The 21,569-nt window shown below is 42.5% G+C and carries 14 protein-coding genes, 4 tRNA genes and 1 other annotated feature; all 18 genes read right to left on the bottom strand.

The features are described 5' to 3' along the window. Nucleotides 1-5: 5 nt before the first annotated feature. The 18 genes from nfsA to M3180_RS16630 all read right to left on the bottom strand — a co-directional run bounded on the left by nfsA (nucleotide 6) and on the right by M3180_RS16630 (nucleotide 21,503). The gene (nfsA, locus tag M3180_RS16545) at nucleotides 6-746 is read right to left on the bottom strand and encodes an oxygen-insensitive NADPH nitroreductase (RefSeq protein WP_251669539.1); all 741 of its coding nucleotides are present in this window, start codon (nucleotides 744-746) and stop codon (nucleotides 6-8) included. A gap of 27 nt (nucleotides 747-773) precedes the next feature. Next, nucleotides 774-2,105 (bottom strand): NtaA/DmoA family FMN-dependent monooxygenase, encoded by a 1,332-nt coding sequence (locus M3180_RS16550; RefSeq protein ID WP_251669547.1) that lies wholly within the window; start codon nucleotides 2,103-2,105, stop codon nucleotides 774-776. A gap of 96 nt (nucleotides 2,106-2,201) precedes the next feature. After that, nucleotides 2,202-2,627 carry a MarR family winged helix-turn-helix transcriptional regulator gene (locus M3180_RS16555; protein WP_251669549.1) on the bottom strand — a complete coding sequence of 142 codons (426 nt, stop codon included), beginning with the start codon at nucleotides 2,625-2,627 and terminating at the stop codon, nucleotides 2,202-2,204. Nucleotides 2,628-3,248: 621 nt separating this feature from the next. After that, complete coding sequence (locus tag M3180_RS16560; RefSeq protein WP_251669551.1) at nucleotides 3,249-4,073, bottom strand: ATP-grasp domain-containing protein; 825 nt, start codon at nucleotides 4,071-4,073, stop codon at nucleotides 3,249-3,251. A gap of 60 nt (nucleotides 4,074-4,133) precedes the next feature. Then, nucleotides 4,134-4,385: a binding site (T-box leader), on the bottom strand. 284 nt (nucleotides 4,386-4,669) lie between these two features. Continuing rightward, nucleotides 4,670-4,885: a helix-turn-helix domain-containing protein gene (locus M3180_RS16565; RefSeq protein WP_251669553.1), complete on the bottom strand. Its 216-nt coding sequence runs from the start codon at nucleotides 4,883-4,885 to the stop codon at nucleotides 4,670-4,672. A 172-nt stretch (nucleotides 4,886-5,057) separates the two neighbouring features. After that, nucleotides 5,058-6,893 carry a glutamine--fructose-6-phosphate transaminase (isomerizing) gene (gene glmS / locus M3180_RS16570; protein WP_251669555.1) on the bottom strand — a complete coding sequence of 612 codons (1,836 nt, stop codon included), beginning with the start codon at nucleotides 6,891-6,893 and terminating at the stop codon, nucleotides 5,058-5,060. Between the two features lie 732 nt (nucleotides 6,894-7,625). Next, nucleotides 7,626-8,966, bottom strand: a complete 1,341-nt coding sequence (glmM, locus tag M3180_RS16575; protein ID WP_251669563.1) for a phosphoglucosamine mutase — start codon at nucleotides 8,964-8,966, stop codon at nucleotides 7,626-7,628. Between the two features lie 75 nt (nucleotides 8,967-9,041). Beyond that, the gene (locus M3180_RS16580; RefSeq protein ID WP_251669565.1) at nucleotides 9,042-10,538 is read right to left on the bottom strand and encodes a CdaR family protein; all 1,497 of its coding nucleotides are present in this window, start codon (nucleotides 10,536-10,538) and stop codon (nucleotides 9,042-9,044) included. After that, nucleotides 10,531-11,364 carry a diadenylate cyclase CdaA gene (gene cdaA / locus M3180_RS16585; protein ID WP_251669567.1) on the bottom strand — a complete coding sequence of 278 codons (834 nt, stop codon included), beginning with the start codon at nucleotides 11,362-11,364 and terminating at the stop codon, nucleotides 10,531-10,533. Before cdaA ends, M3180_RS16580 begins: the two co-directional genes overlap by 8 nt. Nucleotides 11,365-11,496: 132 nt before the next feature. Then, complete coding sequence (locus M3180_RS16590) at nucleotides 11,497-12,144, bottom strand: zf-HC2 domain-containing protein (RefSeq protein WP_251669569.1); 648 nt, start codon at nucleotides 12,142-12,144, stop codon at nucleotides 11,497-11,499. A gap of 110 nt (nucleotides 12,145-12,254) precedes the next feature. Then, entirely contained in the window at nucleotides 12,255-12,821 is a 567-nt protein-coding gene (gene sigW / locus M3180_RS16595) for an RNA polymerase sigma factor SigW (protein ID WP_251669571.1), read from the bottom strand. A gap of 107 nt (nucleotides 12,822-12,928) precedes the next feature. Next, complete coding sequence (locus tag M3180_RS16600; RefSeq protein WP_251669572.1) at nucleotides 12,929-13,975, bottom strand: S1C family serine protease; 1,047 nt, start codon at nucleotides 13,973-13,975, stop codon at nucleotides 12,929-12,931. Between the two features lie 295 nt (nucleotides 13,976-14,270). Then, entirely contained in the window at nucleotides 14,271-17,075 is a 2,805-nt protein-coding gene (gene ppc / locus M3180_RS16605) for a phosphoenolpyruvate carboxylase (RefSeq protein WP_251669573.1), read from the bottom strand. Between the two features lie 740 nt (nucleotides 17,076-17,815). Beyond that, nucleotides 17,816-17,889: transfer RNA gene (locus M3180_RS16610), tRNA-Gly, on the bottom strand. 8 nt (nucleotides 17,890-17,897) lie between these two features. Further along, nucleotides 17,898-17,974: transfer RNA gene (locus M3180_RS16615), tRNA-Pro, on the bottom strand. A gap of 13 nt (nucleotides 17,975-17,987) precedes the next feature. Beyond that, nucleotides 17,988-18,064: transfer RNA gene (locus M3180_RS16620), tRNA-Arg, on the bottom strand. 5 nt (nucleotides 18,065-18,069) lie between these two features. Next, nucleotides 18,070-18,144, bottom strand: a tRNA-Gly gene (locus M3180_RS16625). A 254-nt stretch (nucleotides 18,145-18,398) separates the two neighbouring features. Then, nucleotides 18,399-21,503, bottom strand: coding sequence for an efflux RND transporter permease subunit (locus M3180_RS16630; RefSeq protein WP_251669574.1), 3,105 nt, complete (start codon nucleotides 21,501-21,503; stop codon nucleotides 18,399-18,401). Between the last annotated feature and the right edge of the window lie 66 nt (nucleotides 21,504-21,569).

Raw genomic sequence — 21,569 nt, forward strand, 5'->3', positions numbered from 1 at the left:
TCAGATTAATTTTTAGCAAATCCTTGTTTGTTTAAATACTCAAGCATTAAGGGGAGTCTACTTCTATCAAGATGATCCTCAATATGATCTTTCCATCCTTTTACTTTCTTTACTGTGAAAGGCGCTTTAATAGGACGATCTTGATAATATTCACGCATCTGTTGGTCATATGCTGCTAATTTTTCTTCATCTAGAGATTGATACTGATTATCAAACATGACCATCGATTGAGGCAAACGCGGTTTCAGTCCTGGCTTCTCTCTAGCAGGATTTCCTATGCATAGCCCTACTAAAGGAATCACATACTTTGGCAAATTTAATACCTCGGTTAATTCAGTAATATTAGCTCTTACTCCACCAATATAAACACCACCGAGTCCCATGGATTCTGCTGCAGTCAATGCATTTTGAGCCATTAGGCCAGCATCGAATGAGCCGATTAAAAGATATTCAATATATCCAAGGTCAACATTCGGGGCAATTTGATGATTTCGGTTAAAATCTGCACAAAAAACCCAAAACTCTGCTGCTTCTTCGATATAAGGTTGATTTACAGAAAGTTTCATCACTTTTTTTCGTAGTTCTGGATCTGTAATTCTAATGATGGAGACCACTTGCAAAAGGCTGAATGATGAAGTTTGATTAGCTGCCTTAAAGATTGCATCTCTTTGTTCCTCTGTCAGTGGTTGATCTGTGTAAGACCGAACAGATGAATGATTATGAAGCAATTCAATCGTATTATTCATTTGATTCACTCCTCTATTTATTTTTCTTTATTTCAGCCTTCCGTATTCGTAGGGAACCCCCATATTCTCGCGTAGTGTTTTGCCCTCATATTCTCTGTGAAACAAACCGCGATCCTGCAAAATTGGGACAACCTGTTCCACAAAATCAGCAACTCCATCATAGGCTATATCGGGAACAACTGAGAATCCGTCACATGCACCAGCCAAAAACCATTCTTCCAAGAAGTCAGCAACTTGTACGGGGGTACCTGCAACTACCGGATGGTAGTTTATAACCCCATGCGCAAGAACATCTCGAATGGAAAGCCCTTGTTTCAACAGCTGTAAAGCCTTGGGGGAACGCGGATCTCGCGGGTTGGCGTATGCATTATTCAACAAGTCAGCCGCTAAAGGCTGGTCAATATCTACCACGTTCACTGATAGCGGTATACCAATCATGGAACCAAGGTAACTTACTCTGCTTGGAATCTCATCCGGATTAAAACTCATAAGCTGTCTTCGCCGTTCTAAAGCTTCTCCTTCCGTTGCGGCTAGCGAAAACATAAATCCTGCATACATTTTAATATCATCAGGATTTCGGCCAAATCGAACAGCACTTTGTCGAAGCGCTTGCCTGTGCCGACGAGCAGATTCTATATCATAAGGATTCGCATAGACACCAGATGCGTACTTCCCCGCCAATTCTAATCCTTCTTTCCCTCCGCCTGCTTGGAAAATAACGGGCTGACCTTGCTCGGAAGGTGGGATTGGCAAAGGACCACGAGATGCATAATACTGGCCTTCGAGATTTATAGGTTGAATCTTGTTCATGTCCGCAAATTTCCCACCTTCTACATCTAAAGTCCAAGCGTCTGCCTCCCAACTTCCCCATAATGCTTGGACAATTTGTATGCTTTCATGAGCCATGTCATACCGTTCCTTGCGATTAGCAATCTGAGCACCGAAGTTTGCTGCAGCTAATGGATCGGATGTGGTGACCGCATTCCATCCTACACGTCCATGACTGATAACATCTAATGCTTTGAACTGACGTGCAATGTTATATGGATAATTGAATGTCGTGGAGAGGGTAGCAACAAGCCCAATATGTTTCGTTTCTCTGGCTACAGCCATTAGCGCTAACATAGGGTCCATAGGGAACATGGGAGTCTGAGGACCTAAATCATTCGTTAGTGCAGGAGTATCGGCAATAAAAATCATTTGAAACTTTCCTTTTTCAGCTAACTTTGCCCGTTCCACATAACTATCCGTATTCGTGTAAGCCGCTGGGTCTGTGCCAGGCATTCTCCAGGCGCTGAATTCGGCACCGTACCCTGAAACCATTTGTAATGCTAGTTGCATTTCTTTTCTCTTTTTCATATGTCTCTTCTCCCTTTATTCTAAATAGGTAGATCAAATTATTTAGCATACTAAGTAATTTTGGTTAGCATACTAAGTAACTACGGAAGAGATAACTTATAATAAGTTACTCTCCATTTGCTTCAATAGTCTCCTTAATAATAAGCGCTCTTCTGGTAAAATTGTATGCAGTAGTTTTTCTTGCTGCTGTTTCCATCTTATTTCAACCGGTTTCTCTAATTCTTTGCCAATATCCGTTAGATAAATCCTCATAACTCTTGCGTCTTGTTTATCGCGTTCACGGTATATGAATCCGTTTTGCTCCAGTGATTTAACCATATTTGTTATTGTAGGTGGTTCGCATTTTAAGTGTTCACATAGTTGCATTTGTGTTATTCCATCACCTACCCACAAACGAGAAAGTAAATTATCTTGTCCTACATAAAGGTTAAGTTCCCTTAGAGACTCGCTATAATCTCGACGCATTTGGGAGGAAATCCTATCTAACGACTGACGAATATCACAGTCTACTGTATCTTTCATTATTAACCTCCTAAGCAGTCAATGAATAAATACTTAGCCCACTAAATATATCACGATAAAATTGTTTGTGTCAACAGATTCAATCAGAAGCTATTGGCTAAAAAAAATAATTGTCCAGGTCGATATTCTTCGCTACTGAACATAAATCTGTGCAGTTGACACCATTCAAGCAACTCAGCATCTATAATATGTATTATATCGATGGCATATATTCACACGATTACATATCTTATATTCACCACGTTATCCTGCCAAATAGCTTAATACATACCGTCAGTCTAATCCTTTATTTTTTAGTCTACAACTTTATTTTCTCGATACATGGAGCGCCTCATTTCTGTTAAAGAAGTCCAAGAGGTCATTCCCTGCTGGCTCCAAACCTATTCTGGGCGGTTGTTCCCTTAGAGGTCACTGCACATTGTATATATACGCCTATTAGCGACCAAATCCTTCTAAATACCGTACCAGTTACCGCAAATACTTTATAGAAGTCTTTTTAGGCTCCACATTAGACTCAGTGGTTAACTGGTACCAATCTCTATTAGCACTTTTATCTAAAGTAATAAAAGTTTCTCGTTCAACTAACGTTCTCCGTTAGCTTAATAAACTATTTGATTATGATTAGGCTTGGAGAGCTTTTTGTAATGATTTTTTCATTGTTTCCACTAAATTCTGACGTGTTTCAGCAGATAATTCTAATAGGGAAAGGTAAGGGTTTAAATCTTCCAATTCGACTAATAAAAGCTCCCCTTGCTCATTCCGACAAGCATCAACTCGTTGAATTCCCCAATCAAGATTGTTCCATTCAATAAATCGTTTAGCAAAAGCTAGATCTTCTTCCGTAGGTACATACTCTTTCAATTCCCATCTTTTATCTTTATCTGGTGCATAAAGAGCATACTGAAATTCTTTGTCGATAAAATAAAATGAGACTTCATATTCAAAATTGATAAATGGTTGTACCAATGTATTTTTCGATTCTGAATTAACTTTTTCACTCAGTTCATCTTTTGTAACAAATTCCATCCCGATAGAGTCTGCTCCATCTTTCGGCTTTACGATATACATGTCCACACTAGGAAGTTTATTTAGGGAATCAAGGGTATCAATGGTTGGAATAACAGGAAAATGAGCATTTGTTAGTTCAATTAAATATTCTTTTCCGTTCATATCAGCCTTCCCGTCAAACGAATTATATGTGTTTAAATGTTTAGAAACAATTCGGCTGCGGAATGCTTCATATTTGTCTTTAAAATTTGCGACTGGACCTGCATTTCGGAAAACAATTAAATCAGCATTATCTTCAAATGCTTCAATATCTTCAGGATGACAGATGACTAAATTAAAGGCTTCTCTAAGTTTTGAAGTTAGAAATAAATCCTCTTCATAATAGTTTCTTCCTTTTGCTTCATAATATAAATCTGTTACAAATAGTAGCGTCTTCATTACGCCTTCACCTGCTTTTCTTTAGATTTTTATTGCTAAAAAACAAAAAATCCCGTCTCAGTAAGAGACGAGATTGAAACTCGCGGTACCACTCTTGTTTAATAAGATGTTTGAAAACATTTTATTACCCTTTACAAACGTACATTCATACGTTGTCCCTTGTAACGGAGGAAACCGATAAAGCTTACTAAACATTCGGCTTTACTTCTCAGAGATGATTTTCGGTTATTATCTGAACACTGGTTTTCAGCAAAACACCAGCTCTCTTTGGAACAGAAATAATAACGTACTCTTTCTCTTCATAGAATTTTATATAAAGTAAATTATTTTTTTATGATTATATATTAGACAGGCAATAAAATCAATAGTAGTAAAAGGTAAATACTTCTTTTTCCTTTTTCCACAAACCTGCACCTTAGTTCAATAATAAAGGACGCTCCCGCGCCTTCGCTTGGGCTATGTCCTACTCATTATATTACCACTTCCCATTATTAATTAAAGCATATACGCGAGTAGCATGTAGTGTTTTAAATAGATCCTTAACTTAATTTAAGCACTAAGAAAATACTTAATTTTCTTTAACCATTTATACTTTATTATGATTTATTCGGCCTACCTTCACCTAATAAGAGCCAATTCAAATTAATATCATACTTCTTAGATAAAGATATTAAAGTTTCTGCTGAGGGCTTACATTTATTCTTCTCAATCTCGCTCAATCGGCCTTGTGATATTTCTATTTCATTAGCAAATTGCTGTTGGGTTAATTTCACTAACTCTCGTACATGCTTAACTCTTTCTCCAATACTCATTTAGAAACCTCTCCTTAAAATAAAAAGTCCCGATGAAATAATTCATCGGGACTGAATTTGTAGTTCCACACTTTTTTTACTGGTTCCAAAGTTTCTTTATTGGTTCCAAACTTTTTTTACTGGTTCCATACTTTTTTATCACTGGACAAGTGAGTTACCCCTCACTCGAACCCTATTCCACAGTCACGCTCTTCGCAAGGTTACGAGGTTTATCCACGTCATGACCTAGTGCAAGTGATGCGTAGTAGCTGATCAACTGCAGCGGCACTACAGCTAGAGCTGGTGTTAGCACCGGCAATGTTTTCGGAATAGAGAATACTTCGTCTACAGACTTCGCTACCTCGTCCTCAAACCCTTGATTCGTTACCGCAAGCACATGCGCACCGCGTGCTTTTACTTCCTTAATATTGCTTAGCGTCTTCTCGTACAGATCCTCTTGTGAGATGAGCGCAATAACTGGAATATCGTCCTCGATAAGCGCAAGTGTACCATGCTTCAATTCACCGGCTGCATATGCTTCAGAGTGAATATAGGAGATTTCCTTCAGCTTCAAGGAGCCTTCCTGTGCAACCGCATAGTCCACGCCACGGCCGATGAAAAACAAACTTGTATGATGGGACATCGATTCCGCTACTTGCTTCAATACAGCAGATTGCTTCAAGATTTCTTCTACTTGCTCCGGGAGAGCAGTCAGAGCTTCAATGATATGTGCCATTTGCTCTGAAGTTTGTGTACCACGTACACGGGCAAGATGAAGACCAAACAAGTAGAATGCAATCAATTGTGAAGAATATGCTTTTGTAGAAGCAACAGCGATCTCAGGTCCAGCCCAAGTAACAAGTACATCATCCGCTTCACGAGCGACAGATGATCCAACAACGTTCGTAATCGCTAGCACGCGCGCACCATTACGTTGTGCTTCACGCATTGCTGCGAGTGTATCTGCTGTTTCACCAGATTGACTTACAACGATCACAAGAGTATCTGGTGTAATAATTGGATTACGATAGCGGTACTCAGATGCAACATCGGTCTCAACTGGGATACGCGCTAATGATTCAATAACACTTTTACCAACAAGTCCTGCATGATATGCAGTACCGCAGGCAACAATATGAACCTTATTGATCGACTTCACATAGTCGTCGTTCATTTCGAGCTCTTTGCTAAGGTTAACGGACTGACCATCCTCAGCAACACGGCCAAGCATCGTTTCACGATAAGCCTTTGGCTGCTCATAAATTTCTTTTAGCATGAAGTGGTCAAAGCCTGCTTTTTCCGCAGTGACAAGATCCCAATCGATATGCATAATATCTTTGGCGATTGTTTCACCACTTAGGTTAAGCAGCTCTACACCATTAGCTGTAAGCACAGCCATTTCACCGTCATCTAAAATATAAACGTCACGGGTATATTCAAGAATAGCTGGAATGTCGGAACCGATAAAGTTCTCGCCTTTCCCTACTCCGATAATAAGTGGACTTGCATAACGAACAGCAACAAGCTTTTCTGGCTCATGAGACGTAAGCACGCCAAGAGCAAATGCACCTCTCATACGCTTAGTCGCACGTTGCACTGCTTCAACAAGATTGCCATCATACTCATCTGCAATTAGATGAGATACAACCTCTGTGTCCGTCTCAGATACAAATACATGACCCTTCGCGATCAATTCCTCTTTAAGATCTAGATAATTCTCAATAATACCGTTATGAACAACGGAAAATTGATGCGAGTTATCTGTATGCGGATGAGAGTTGACATCTGAAGGTCTGCCGTGCGTTGCCCAGCGAGTATGGCCAATACCTGCTGTACCGTGTAATGGTGCACCATCAAGCTTTTCTTCCAAATTAGCAATGCGGCCCTTAGCTTTTTGAATCTCAAGGCCTTGCTCAGTAAACACTGCAATACCTGCAGAATCATAACCACGATATTCAAGCTTTTTCAAGCCAGATAGCAAAATTTCTTGTGTTTCACCGTTACCAATATATCCTACAATACCACACATAATTGTAATCCTCCGTATTGTGCATCGCTCACATCATCTAGCTGCTTATGCTATAGGATGTGCTGCCCCTTAAGCTTCTATGCTCAAGGGATGTTATGCCAACACTTGTCTTGTGTAGGTGGTACTCTATGAAATGGGCAATCTTAATACAGTTCCCCCAACCCAGCAACCACCTACTCTCCCTAGTAAGCAGAAGCTAGATTCGAACGATCACATTCATTTATTTTTTAATTTTCATACAGTAAACCAGCTTTCAGCACCGAGAATATTGGATAAAGCTAAGGTCTGAGGAAGCGGAGCGTACGTATTTGGTACGTGAGCATCCGAAGACCTGGCTGAATTCAATATTCGATGTCGACATCACGTTAAGTATTGCTTCGTGATCAAAGTTGGTTTTGCAGACAGCTAGCTGTTTGTACGATCAGTTGCCCAATCGCTTTGCAGTCTAGCTTACGGTTGTCTGGATTACCGAAAGGTCCCCGCCGAATGTTTCGAACACCTTTACCTCGTCAGCTTAACATTACAGGCCCACTGTCCTGTTCTCCGATCGTTAAGCTCTGGCGCTTATGTTGCTTTGTAACCTCTATCCTCGCTTTCCTTCTAGAATCATAATATCTATCATATTCATTTTCATGCTTGGATGCAACAATTTATTATGAAATGGACAAGAGCTGAAGTGGACAGCACCCGCCATCGCTCTCCAGCTCTGTACTTTTTCGTTGTTAAAAAAATTTAACCTAATTGTTCCTTCACGACTTTCGCAATACGATCAACGTAAGCATCGACAAGCTCCTTGTCAGGACCTTCAGCCATGACGCGAATTAACGATTCTGTACCGGATGGACGAACGAGCACACGACCGTTGTCGCCAAGCTCAGCCTCAACCTCAGCTACTGCTTTTAGAATCGCTTCGTTGCCTTGATACAAGCTCTTGTCTGCAACACGCACGTTAACAAGCTGCTGCGGATATTTACGCATCAGTGTTTTTAGCTCAGACAGCTTTTTGCCTGATTGCTTTATCGTGTCAACCAGCTGAAGTGCCGTAAGAATACCGTCACCCGTCGTAATATAGTCTAGGAATATAACGTGTCCGGATTGCTCACCGCCTAGGTTATAGCCGCCACGACGCATTTCCTCCATCACATAACGGTCGCCAACAGCAGTTTGAGCTGTCTTAAGTCCAATGCTCTCTGCGCCCTTGAAGAAGCCAATATTCGCCATAACCGTTGTAACGACGGTGTCATTCTTGAGTCTGCCTTCACGCTTCATACGATCGCCAATGATGCATAGAATAAAGTCGCCATCGACTTCTTCACCCTTCTCATCAACTGCGATTAAGCGGTCTGCATCGCCATCGAAGGACAGGCCAAAGTCTGCATTATTCGCTAATACCTGCTCACGCAAATACTCTGGATGTGTTGATCCTACGCCATCGTTAATGTTTTTGCCATCTGGCTCTGCCCCAACCGTAATGATGTCCGCTCCGAGCTCTCTGAAAATTTGCGGAGCTAGCTCATAGGCAGAGCCATGTGCGCAGTCCAGCACAATTTTCAATCCATCGAATGTGCTTGCTACTGTAGTTTTCAAGTACTCCACATACTTCTGTGCAAGCTCACGTGCATCAATACGCGAACCAACATCTCCGCCAATTGGGCGAGGCAGCTCATCAACCTCTGCATCAATTAAAGCTTCGATCTCAAGCTCTGTTTCATCAGATAGCTTGAAGCCATCGCCTGCGAAAAACTTAATTCCGTTATCCTGTACCGGATTATGCGAAGCTGAGATCATAACCCCTGCATCCGCCTTTAATTCCTTCGTTAAGTAAGCTACAGCTGGTGTGGATACGACGCCAACGCGAATAACATCCGCACCAATGGACAATAGTCCAGATGTAAGTGCTGCTTCAAGCATTTGACCAGAAATACGTGTATCTCGACCGATTACTACCTTCGGCTTAGCAGCTGTACGTGTGAGCACATAACCTCCACAGCGACCAATTTTATATGCCAATTCTGGTGTAAGCTCCGTATTTGCTACTCCACGTACACCATCTGTTCCAAAGTATTTCCCCATCGTTCTTCTCCCTTTTATTACGAGTTTATTTGTTACGATTTATTAATCTATTCTGCGATAATCGTTTTTGCTAATTTAAGGTGTTGGACTAGGTTCAGCTTCTCCGTCATCGGTGCTGCCATTCTCGTCCTTCGAATCTGGCTTGTCGCTAGGACTAGGACCTGCAGTCTCATTCTCTGTGCTATCTTCCTCATCCTGAGGCTTCTTCACACCGTCATTACCGGAGGTAGCGCCTGTTGAGCCGCTACCCCCGTCTGGCTGCTTTTGATCTGTCTCCTGCTGCGTGCCGTCATTTCGATTCGGGTCGTTATTTAATGCATCTACCTCTTCTGTGCTGCTAATTTTCACGGTGACAGATAGTGAAAATTCATCGGTCTCGGCAATCTGTAAATATGCAGGCAGTTGTGCATCAACGGTCAGCTCATGCGTTCCGACGGCAAGTCCAGTGACATCGAGTGAAAGCTTAATATCTGAAGCTCTCAGCCTTTGCAGCAGCGTTGTCGCCCCTTTTATATTCACAGGGATGCGCCCATTACTTGAGTTGTCTATGCTTGCCTTCAGGTCATCAGCTAGTCCAATCAGCGTAACTGGAATATTCGACATCGTTCGCTGCTCTGTCGCCTCAATGACGATGTTAACAGGAATCTCTTCTGGAGTAACCGCAGCGATCCCATCTGTTTTTTCTGCCTTCACCATGATTTGACCTGTTTCCTTCACTTTGGAAAGATCCAGGATAAACCCATCGAACATCGCCACCTCGTCGAGCTTTGCTTGCATGGCGTTAATCGTAACCGATTGCTGAGGTGTGCTGATCGATACTAAGCTATAGCCCTCCGGCAAGGTGCCTGTATAACGCAGCTGAACAGGCACTTCCTTGGATGGCAGTGTAATTTTTGTCTCTGCAGTTAATGTGTCGGGAACAATGGTCACATTATTAATCGGATTGCCTTGCGTGTCATAGGCAACCACCTTCGCCTTTTTGTTCACTACAGCAGCATCAGCGCCACTTACATCAACCGTCACAGCAACCATACCGAGGCGAGCATAATCATCCTTCGGCATCGTCACTTCAACGACATTACCTGTGTCGCCAATAATCGAGGATTCACCAATTAAATAGCCTTCTGCAGGTGTTCCTTCGGTTAGCACCTTCACTTCATGCGTCTGAGTTTCAAGCTCCTCGATCTGGACCATCACTACGCGAGGCGAAATTTCAATATCTCGTATTCCTGATGGCAGATCGACCGTCAGCGGCAGCTCCTGAATACCAGGGCCGACCCCTGTTAGATCAAGCTTAACGACGTAATCATCGTTATTAGCCGCCAGCAGGCTTGAGATCCGCCCTTCTACGACTAATCGTGCTACGGTCGGCTCCATGGCGGTAAGTATATATTTATCCGTATTCAGACCTTCATGCACGATAGCTGCTGCTTCAATTACCTTCGTATCTGTATTAGACGTTACGGACTGCGGAGAAGTTTCTGGGTCGATATGTACAACAACCCAAATCAATAAAGCCACTAATACAGCGATGACTTTCAATGAGGTAGGATGATTTAATAATTTATCCATGCTCACCCTCCTTTTTGCGTCTAAACCAATTAAATTCCTTCTTGGTTGACTCTTTACTTGGAGATAGCTCCTCATACAGCTTAGAAATTAAAGATTCTTCATTAATATCGCGGACAATCATTCCGTTGATCGACAGCGACACTTGTCCTGTCTCCTCTGAAACGATTAATGAGATCGCATCGCTGACCTCACTCACTCCAATTGCTGCACGATGTCGCGTTCCGAGTTCCTTGCTGATGAACGGGTTCTCAGACAACGGCAGATAACAGCCAGCAGCCATAATCTGATTAGCTCGAATAATAACTGCCCCATCATGCAACGGAGAATTCGGCGTAAAAATATTCAATAACAGCTCTGAGGATATTTTTGATTCGAGGGCAATCCCTGACTCAATCATTTCTGTAACCCCAGTTTTTCGCTCGAAGACGATGAGTGCCCCGATTTTACGCTTTGACATAGAGCGAACTGCTCTAATAATTTCATCAATCTGCTCATTTAGATCAGTACGATCGAGCGTAGAGCTTCGCGAAAACAAATTGCCTCGTCCAAGCTGCTCCAATACCCTTCGTAATTCAGGCTGGAAAATGATGAGCACCGTAACAATACCGAAGGTGAACATCTGATTCATTAACCATTTTAATGTATAAAGATCAAACCATGTGCTGATTGCCCACGTCGCTACGAGCACAAAGATCCCTTTCAGCAGCTGTACTGCTCGTGTTCCACGTACAAGCAGCATCATTTTATATATAATAAAAGCGACGATCCCCACATCAATGATATCTTTAACCCAATCCTGCCATGTGGAATCCGCAAAATAATTCATCGCTCAACCCCCAACTGCCAATAAGACGAATGCTAAACACGAAGCCTCTTATTGCTTTCGATATTGTCGAAGTAAAATCCTTTATCTAGCAAAAAAAATAAAAACTCCCCTAGAAAAGGGGAGCTTTGTCGATTACTGTGGAATCACTTCATTAAAAGATGAAGTTACCTTATACCAGAACCAATCCAATGCTTGATCGATGACTTTGCTTTGTCCTGCAATATGTCCTGTTGAGGCTAGTACCATCTTGCCATCGATAACGGTAACATTACCGCTAACCGCACCCTTCACCTCAACTATACCATTTTCTACAACCAAATCGCCAGTCAACTCGATGCCTTCTGGCACAATTATTGTATTTCCTTGAATAACTACATGCTGAAGGTCGTCCTGGGAGGCAGAAATGATCAATTTTGAGTCCTGATCCCACGATGCAAACAAGCTTACAATCATCACTGCAATAAATACAGCAGCCGCCGTTAGACCAGGGTAACGATATAACCAGCGAACAAATCTCGCTTTGGATTTCGTTTGGTGCTTCGTTGGCAACTGCGCAAGAATCGATTGCCTTAGCTTCGTAGCATCTGCAGTGCTGCGCTCACTTACAATCGATGATTGCAGTGTATACTTCGCAAGCGCATCTGTCCGTTCATATTGCTCGTATGTTTTCATACAGCTATCGCATTGATTCAAATGCGACTTTAACTGTTCATGCTGATTACCTTCAAGCTCACCGTCTAGGTATTGATGAATGAATTCAACCGCTACCTTACAATTCATAGCAGCCAGCCCTCTTTCCGTCTTATGGTCATGCTTTTTAGCCTTATTAGCAATACGAAATATTCTCGAATATGTTTCAAAAGAATGCTGCATTATTTTTCGAATGCAGCTTATAAGCGATACTCCAGCTTTTTGCGTAAAAATTCACGCCCGCGGTGGACTCTTGTTTTAATCGTTGTGACTGGCATGTCCAATATATCTCCTACCTCTTGTAGCGATAGCTCATGAATATAACGTAATATCATAACGGTTTTGTATTTGGGCGGTAAAGAATCAATCGCCTGGTGAATAATACGCTGAGTTTCAGATAGTAACAACTCAGATTCTGGGGTGCGATTGTCGCTTGGGATCATGGAATAACCGTCCAGACCTTCATATTCTGACGACTCTGCATCCAAAGAATAAATAGGCTTACGTTTTCGAAGCCGATCAATACATAAATTCGTAGCAATGCGATAAATCCACGTAGAAAACTTCATCGTATCGATATATCGCTCTAAGTTGTTATAGACACGCAGGAACGTATCCTGTACAACATCCTCAGCCTCCTGACGATTGTTAAGCATCCGATAGGCCATGTGATAAAGCTTTTCCTGATACAGATCTACAAGCTCTGCAAAAGCAGCCTGATCGCCTTTCAATGCCAGCTTTACGAGCTGACTCTCTAATAAATTCACTCCACTATTCCTCCAAACGTCTCATGGTACGTCTGATCATTATTCATATATTTTATCCTATAATAGAAAAAGATTCGAGCCTTATGTCTCGAATCTTCAGAAATATTTTATTGTGTCGTTACGGCTGATGCAATCCCTTCAATATATTCGACAATGATATTAGATGGAATCGCGAAGCCAATCCCTTGAGCCTCTGAGCTAACCGCCGTATTCATACCAATCACTTCTCCTGTTTCGTTAAGAAGTGGTCCTCCTGAGTTCCCGGGGTTAATCGCAGCATCCGTTTGCAGCATATGCTCAATAGTTTGAGGCTGGCCATTCTCATCTTGAACGGTAATCGGTCGCTCTTTCGCACTAATGACGCCCATCGTAAGCGTATAATCATAGCCGTATGGATTGCCAATCGCCATCACCCAATCCCCGATGACAAGATTATCTGAATTGGCGATCGTTAGCGCCGGCAACGATCGATGATCAGGTGCCGTAATCTGCAGCAGTGCAATATCGAGCTCAGTATCACTGTTCATAACCGTTGCAACCATAGGCTCATCGTAGCCTGTAACGAATACCTCGACCTTCTCAGCTTCTGACACTACATGCGCATTCGTAACGATATAGCCTGCTTCATCTATAATAAACCCTGTCCCTGAGCCGCTTAGCTGCAGAATTGAGTCCTCATTCCCCTCCTGCTGCTGATGCTGGGATGAATCCTGCTCCGGCATAATACCGAAATATTGCCACATTCGCGGATCATCGAACATGCTTGAACGCTGCGGTGCGGTATAGGTTTGGATTTTCACGACCGCAGGTGAAGCTTCTGCATATACATCAGATGGTGTCTTCGCGTCTGTTTTATTCGAGGCTGTTGTCAGCCCTGCCCCACTATAGTTATAGCTTACTGCTTCTCTGGCCGCCTCTATTCCACCAGTGAATACATTCAAGCGATCCGCTGCAAAGCTTAGCCCTCCGATCAACAAAGCACCCGCTAAAAATGCGGACATATAAGAGATATAAGATCGATTCGACTTTTTTCGTTTTTTTGCTCCCGATGGTGAATATTTCTCCAGCTGACGATAGTAAGCTTCGAACTGTTCCTCACCAGCAGGTGGATTAGTTTGTAATGTTGTATGGTCATGAAGATGTTTGTTTTGCATGATGCATAGCTCCCTTCATCTGTGTATCTATGTGCTACTCTGTTAATCAGAGCTGCGCTTTATTGGATACTTCTATATTGAAGGCTGCACCTTAAATCAAACTTAAAGGAACTATAAAGCAACATAAAACTTGAACACATAGGTAGCAACCAAAGTTAAATGTTCAGTAGAGTTAATTCAAGCGAAGTAATTTAAGTAGTAGACTACAAGCTTTTAAACAGAAAACCCTGTTCCGTCAGACGGAACAGGGTTTTCATTCAATATATTATGCTATACAGGATCAGACATTCATGCATTAGCCCGTATTACGAAGGCCTGCTGCAATACCATTAATCGTAAGCAATACTTCACGAAGCAGCTCTTGATCGTCATTGCCCGTTTCACGAATCGCACGCAGCTCTTGAAGCAGTTGAACCTGCAAGTAGCTAAGCGGATCAACATACGGGTTGCGCAATTTAATCGACTCTTGAATAACTGGAACATTATCAAGAATTTCGTTTTGATTCGTAATTTTAAGAATAAGCTCAGACGTAAGCTTAAATTCCTTCTCAATCTGCGTGAAGATTCTTTCACGGACTGTGTCATCCTTAATCATCGTAGCGTACTGAGACGCGATCTGCATATCTGCTTTCGCAAGTGCCATTTGCAGATTGTTGATCAGACTATGGAAGAATGGGAATTTCTCATACATCGTCTGAAGTGTAGCTAGCTTCTTCTCATCGCCGCCGACATACTGCTGAAGCGCAGTACCTGCAGCATACCAAGCAGGCAGCAGATAACGGCTTTGTGTCCAAGAGAATACCCATGGAATCGCACGTAGATCCTCAAAACGATCACTGTTTTTACGTTTTGATGGACGAGAACCGATATTCAGCTCTCCCACTTCTTGAAGCGGCGTTGATTCCTTAAGGAATGTTAGGAAATCTGGATCACGGAAGATCAGATCCTGGTATTTATTCAATGCTGTTTCGGAGATCTCAGCAGAAATCTCTTCCCATTCCTTCTCCACCTGAGGCGCTTGATCAGGATATTTTGCAAGGAAAGCATTCGTAATGAGTGCCCACGTTGCTTGCTCTAGCGAACGAGACGCAATACCCTGCAAGGAATAACGAGAAGATAGAACCTCGCCCTGCTCCGTAATTTTAATGCCCGCGCCCACTGTATGTGGAGGCTGCGCAAGAATACTACGATTAAGCGACATACCGCCACGACCTAGTGAACCGCCACGACCATGGAAGAATTTCAGCTTCACATCATACTCGCCTGCAGCCTTCGTGATGCTCTTCAGAGCAATACGAAGCTCCCAGTTCGCAGTAATGGCTCCGCCATCCTTGTTGCTGTCAGAATAGCCAAGCATAATTTCATGCATATTGCCACGAGCAGCAACCGCTTTGCGGTACATTGGAATTTCGAACAGCTGCTTCATAATAGCTGGGGCAGCGTGTAGATCTTCGATCGTCTCGAATAAAGGTACAGCTTGAATCGTACAGATGACGTTACCTTCTTCATCTATGCGGAACAAACCAACTTCCTTCGCAAATACCATGACCTCAAGCATATCGCTTACTGCTTCCGTCATACTTATGAGATAGCTTGTAATGCAGTTTGTACCGAATTCTTTCTGTGCTTTAGCTACTACCTCGTACACATCCAAGCATTCACGCGTTGATGCAGAATACTCAATATGATGAGATGTAAGTGGACGTTGATCCTCAAGCAGCTTGACAAGCACTTTAATTTTCTCATCTTCGGACAATTCACTATAGTTATCCACAATACCTAGCTTGTGAAGCACTTCTGTCATTGCATTTTCGTGCTCTTGGCTATGCTGACGAATATCTAGCGTCATCAGATGGAAGCCGAATAGCTCCACTTGACGCAATAGCTTCGCCAAATAAGTGTCTGCAAAATAATCCGCATAGTGATTGCGTAAGCTACGATCAATAATACGAAGATCCACCATTAGCTCTTCCGGGCTGCTATAATAAGGCGCGCCCTCTGCTGATTCTGGGTCCACTGTATTTGAAAGTTTTTCAATCATAAAAGCGATTTTAACACGATATGGTTCCGTTGGATTTCTCCATAGATCCGTTGTTTTATTATCGATAACGCTACGATCTTGCTCAATCGAAGCTAACAGCTCATCCGTTACAGAAACAAGATTGGTGCTGAAGCTGAGCATACTCATCATCTCACGAAGCTGCTCCTCGTATTTCTGAACAGCTAATTGGCGATGCAGCGTAAGGGTCTGCCAAGTGACATCAGACGTTACGGAAGGGTTTCCGTCACGGTCTCCTCCTATCCATGAGCCAAATCTCAAGTAGCTAGGAACATGCCATTTTTTCTCTGGATAATATTTAGTTAAACAACGCTCAAGCTCTTCATATACGCTTGGAATTGCATCAAATAATGTTTCATCAAAATAATATAAGCCGTTTTTAACTTCATCTATAACGGTAGGCTTACGATCACGAAGCTCATCTGTTTGCCATAGAATTAATACTTCATTCATTAGCTTCTCAGTCAGCTTCTCACGCTCACGATAGGTTAGTGTAGGATTATCTAGCTCCATCACATCTGCTGCAATGCGCTTATGAATATCCAATACTGCACGACGCGTAGCTTCCGTTGGATGTGCGGTCATAACAAGCTCTAATGAAATGCCCGCTAGCATATCTTCAATATCTTCAGTCGAGATGTTTCGATCCTTCAGTGCTTTAATCGCACTTTCAATCGAACCATTTTGAACCTCTTCACCAGCTAAAAATTCGTAATCACGTTTTCTTCTAATGCGATGGTTTTGTTCTGCAATGTTGACTAACTGGAAATAAATCGCGAATGCACGAATGACTTGGTGACGCTTTTCTGAGCTAAGCGATGAAATTGTTTTTTTCATGTCTTCAAACAACTCAGGGCTAAATTCAGCGCGCAGCGCTTTGCTTTGCTCTCTGATTTGTTCAACTAATTCTAAAAGCTCACGTCCACCTTGATGGACGAGCACTTCACCGAGTATATTGCCCAGGTAACGGACATCGCGTCTAAGTAAATTGTTAGATTGCGTCCGATTAGTCGCTGTTGATGTTACGCTTTGATCCGACATACTCTTCCTCCCACAGATCTGTACAGCAAACTCACAAACCATGCTTAATATACAAGCTATAAACCATATTCGTAAGATTACTCTCAGTTATTCGCAAAAAAATCACTTCGTTTATTATACAACAAAATACAACATCATAGAAGCCTTACAAGCATAATTAATCTAAAAAATAGCTGAATTTGACCTCTTTTTTAGATGGAAAGCGCTTAATCAGGAAATTGTGATACATGTAAATAAGTACAAACTTTTTTATCTATTCTTTAATGTGTTTGATTCATAGGAAACTCTTCTATAATTGAGAACAATCTTAGTATTGCCAATTAATTAACGTTGATGTATAGCGTGCCCTCTCTAATAATATTATCGTAATACTATAAACTTTATTTAAATGCGGTCTAGGTTTTTACAATATAAGGGTATAACAAGGGGACGGAAGCTCTGACAGAATAATGTAAATAGCGGGGCATATTTATAAGCCGTAGTGAATATTCGGGTAATATATGGGTAAAGAAGAAAAGTGCAAATAAAAGCGAGGGATATATACGCTGAATTGCCTGCTATGAAGCCTAATATACACAACATAGCTCTAGCTGCACCTATAGACTTACATCACATAGACGAAGGCCGAACAATCACTTCTATTATATATAGGGGAGTCGGAGCATGCACGAGGCTTGGAGCGCTGCGCGAACAACAAAAAAAGCCTTGATCAAGATCAAGGCTTTACGATGTCTTAGTTATGGAGCGGGCGATGGGAATCGAACCCACGCTATTAGCTTGGAAGGCTAAAGTTCTACCATTGAACTACGCCCGCATATATAATGGTCGGGATGACACGATTTGAACATGCGACCCCCTGGTCCCAAACCAGGTGCTCTACCAAGCTGAGCTACATCCCGAAGTGTAATTAAGTGGCGCGGCCTAAGAGATTCGAACTCCTGACCTTTTGATTCGTAGTCAAACGCTCTATCCAGCTGAGCTAAGGCCGCAAATATGGAGCGGAAGACGGGAATCGAACCCGCGACCCTCGCCTTGGCAAGGCGATGCTCTACCGCTGAGCCACTTCCGCAAAACTTAATTACGTTCGTCATTCGCAACGTTTTGTCGCGGCGACAAGTAATAATATATCACTAACGAAAACAGATTGCAAGTATTTTTTCAAAAAAATTTATGATTTCTTATAAATGACTTGTTAGAGCGAATACAAGCAAAGCGAATATGCTTTTACTCCAAGGTTCGAAGCAAAAGCATATCCACGTTTTTAGCATTTCATCGCTTCTGTTGTTATTCTATTCTTCCTATGAAGTAGATATACTTCAGCCCTTATAGCGATGAATGCTCAGCGGTATGCTGCTGAAGCTTGCTAGCAGACTTCTCCTGCCTTCTTGCCACAATGACATACATGACAGGCACAACGATAAGCGTAAGCAATGTAGAGTATAACAGGCCGGATATAATCGCTACTGCCATCGGCTTAAACAATGAGCTTCCATCAATCGCCATCGGCGTTAATGCGCCGACAGCTGTAAACGTTGTAATAAGAATTGGACGCAGTCTAACCTTACCCGCATTCGCTACAGCCTCATACAATGACTTGCCAGCATGGCGTTCCTGCTCAATAAATTCAATAAGAATGATACCATTGCGGACAACGATACCTGTTAAGCTGACAACGCCCATAAACGCCATAAAGCCTAGTGGTGAATTCGTTAAGAATAATCCAATTAATGCTCCACCGAAAGCAAGATAGACAGACATCAGTATAATGACAGGGAGCAGCAACGATTTAAACTGCATCACCATTAAAATATAGATCAGCAATACGACGACAATCCATAGCTTAGTAATGGAGTTGAATGCATCATCCCGCTGCTCGTTCTCCCCGCCAACTAATACACTATAGTTATCTGGTAGCTCAAGCTGCTTTAGCTTTTCATTCAATTCATCTGTAATTTCACTCGGCAATTTGCCTTCATTATAGCTTTGAATCGTTACAACTCTTCGTGAATCCTTATGAAGGATGGAGTGCACCTGCTCATCACGCTCTAGCGTCACAACCTCATCCAGCTTAACAAGCTCTCCTCCTCTTGCAGGAACGGCTAGCTGATTGAAGGCATCACTGATATCGCTGCCTTTATCGTGAAGAACTCTCACCTTCACATCTAGCAGCTGGTTATTGTCGGATAGATCAGCTACCTTTATCCCTTCACTTATTAAGCGAAGCGTAGTCGACACATCCTTCTCTGCAATTCCTTCTTGCTGCAATCGTTGTTGATCCATATTGAATTCAACAATCGGCATATTCGAGCCCATATCATCAGAGATGTTAATCGCACCATCGATCTCCGCTAGATAACCCTTCACCTTGGAGGATAGCTCCTTCAATACATCAAGATCGTCACCTTTAATGCTAACGGCAACTGGTGCCCCGACTGGAGGCCCCTGCTCCAGCTCTCTTGCAACGATATCAACTCCAGGGAATTTCTCCTGTAGGCCGACACGCCAAGGCTGCAGCATATCCTTTGTTTTTATCTGCTCCATATCAATCTTTACAAACAACTGCCCAACCGTTTCGCCATAGCTGCCTGTCTCTGAATAGTAGAACTTCGGTGTTGCTCGACCGGTGTAAGCAGTAACCGAGCTAACTCCCTCTTGCTCGCGTAACCAAGCGGAGGCATCATTCATAACCTGACGCGTCGTCTCAATCGAGCTCCCGATCGGCAATCTGAAGTCGATTAGCATCACCTCTCGCTCTGCTTTCGGGAAAAATTGCATGCCGAGTAACGGAAATAGTGCGAGACTACTGCTGCCCACGACGAGCGCGACGATAGCAGTTAATACCGGTCGCTTAATAAAGCGTACAATTTGCTTTTCATAGAATAGGCTTAATTTGTGAATTGGCTTACCTAATAAGCCAGGTGTTACGTTATTAATTCGGTGCTGCTTACCTTTACGAACGGCTCTTTCACTAATCCACAATCGAAAAATTGGGATGACCGTAATCGATACAAGCAAGGAAGCCAGCATCGTCAGCGTAATAACAACAGGCAATGGATGAATAAAGTTACCGACGTTGCCCGTCATAAAATATAAAGGGACAAAGGAAGCTATCGTTGCTAAAGTAGCTGTCGTAATCGAGATCGCTACATCCTTACTTCCTTTAATAGATGCCTGCATCGGTGAATCGCCCAGCGATAGTCTGCGCTGAATACTATCGTTCACTACGACTGCGTCATCGACAAGTATCCCGAGCACAATAATTAACGCTACGATCGAGATCTGATTAAGATCAACACCGAAGCTCTCAATGGGTATAAAACCAATCGCAGCAGAGACCGGTATCGCTAACGCAACAATGATCGATGTAATGAAGGAAAGGCCGAAGGAGCATATAATAATAACGATAATCATACCGATAAGCAGCTCTCGTCCTAGGTCAAGAAACAGATGATCGACGCTTTCCTTCTGTGAGAATTCAGATACTAGCTGCACGTATGCTGGCAGCTCCTTCTCTAATGAAGCAACTACGCCATCAATATCCTCCTGCAGCGCATAAACATCGACACCACTACCTGAATTGACAACTAACGTGAGCGCGTACAGATCGTTGTACTGCACGAAGGCATTATCATTTACAGCAGCTTTTTCAACATTAGCAATATCCTCAATCCGGATCGTTGCTTGTTCATTTTGAAAAACGACGACTTGATTAATGTCATCAATAGATTCCCATTCACCGCTAAGCTTCAGATAAGAGTATTGCTCTGCCTCCTGAATGCCACCGAGCGGCACGCGCTGGTACGCATTTGAGATTGCCTGTACAACTGCACCCCAAGGTAGACCGAGCTCATTCATTTTTTCTGTATCTAGATAGATCGCTACCTCTTCCTCAGGCAGCCCTACAATTTCAACATTACTAACACCAGACAGCTGACTTAATTCAAACTTCCATTGCTCCGCAACTGCTCTTAATTCCTCCAGCTGTTCAGGAGACTCCACCGCAAACTGATAAATTTGCTGGGCAATATTGTTTAGATTATCAAGCAAGACGGGCTTGTAAGCTTCCTCTGGCAAATCATTTTCTGCTAATTGGATTTTCTGCCGCAATACATCCCATACCTTGCGGTTATCTTCATCCGTACCAGGCTCAACCTCTACAATAATTGTTGACACATTTAATGAAGAGGTTGAATCAACACGAATAATTTGAGAGATATCTTTAATGCTGTTTTCGAGCGGGGTTGTTACATACTGCTCTACTTTTTCAGGAGATGCACCGGGGAATATCGTTTGAATTACGGCTACGGTTAACGATACCTCTGGATTTTCTCTTTTGGGCATCGTAAAGAAGCTTAAGCTTCCGATTAAGGTTGCCATAATAAAAAACAATAGAGTAACCTTACGATTTCTCAGTATAAACTCAATCAATTTCTCTCCTCCTATGATCTAATCTAATCGCTATGACCTCATAAGAAAAGCTACAGCAGAAGCTAG

This window comes from Paenibacillus camelliae, assembly GCF_023715345.1.
Classification (GTDB): Bacteria; Bacillota; Bacilli; order Paenibacillales; family Paenibacillaceae; genus Pristimantibacillus; species Pristimantibacillus camelliae.

Bases quoted from the DNA above. Each gene is read 5' to 3' on its own strand.
- M3180_RS16550 (WP_251669547.1), bottom strand. From the start codon at position 2,105: ATGAAAAAGAGAAAAGAAATGCAACTAGCATTACAAATGGTTTCAGGG.
- ppc (WP_251669573.1), bottom strand. From the start codon at position 17,075: ATGTCGGATCAAAGCGTAACATCAACAGCGACTAATCGGACGCAATCT.
- cdaA (WP_251669567.1), bottom strand. From the start codon at position 11,364: ATGAATTATTTTGCGGATTCCACATGGCAGGATTGGGTTAAAGATATC.
- M3180_RS16560 (WP_251669551.1), bottom strand. From the start codon at position 4,073: ATGAAGACGCTACTATTTGTAACAGATTTATATTATGAAGCAAAAGGA.
- M3180_RS16600 (WP_251669572.1), bottom strand. From the start codon at position 13,975: ATGCAAAACAAACATCTTCATGACCATACAACATTACAAACTAATCCA.
- glmM (WP_251669563.1), bottom strand. From the start codon at position 8,966: ATGGGGAAATACTTTGGAACAGATGGTGTACGTGGAGTAGCAAATACG.
- M3180_RS16555 (WP_251669549.1), bottom strand. From the start codon at position 2,627: ATGAAAGATACAGTAGACTGTGATATTCGTCAGTCGTTAGATAGGATT.
- M3180_RS16565 (WP_251669553.1), bottom strand. From the start codon at position 4,885: ATGAGTATTGGAGAAAGAGTTAAGCATGTACGAGAGTTAGTGAAATTA.
- nfsA (WP_251669539.1), bottom strand. From the start codon at position 746: ATGAATAATACGATTGAATTGCTTCATAATCATTCATCTGTTCGGTCT.
- glmS (WP_251669555.1), bottom strand. From the start codon at position 6,893: ATGTGTGGTATTGTAGGATATATTGGTAACGGTGAAACACAAGAAATT.
- M3180_RS16590 (WP_251669569.1), bottom strand. From the start codon at position 12,144: ATGAATTGTAAGGTAGCGGTTGAATTCATTCATCAATACCTAGACGGT.
- M3180_RS16580 (WP_251669565.1), bottom strand. From the start codon at position 10,538: ATGGATAAATTATTAAATCATCCTACCTCATTGAAAGTCATCGCTGTA.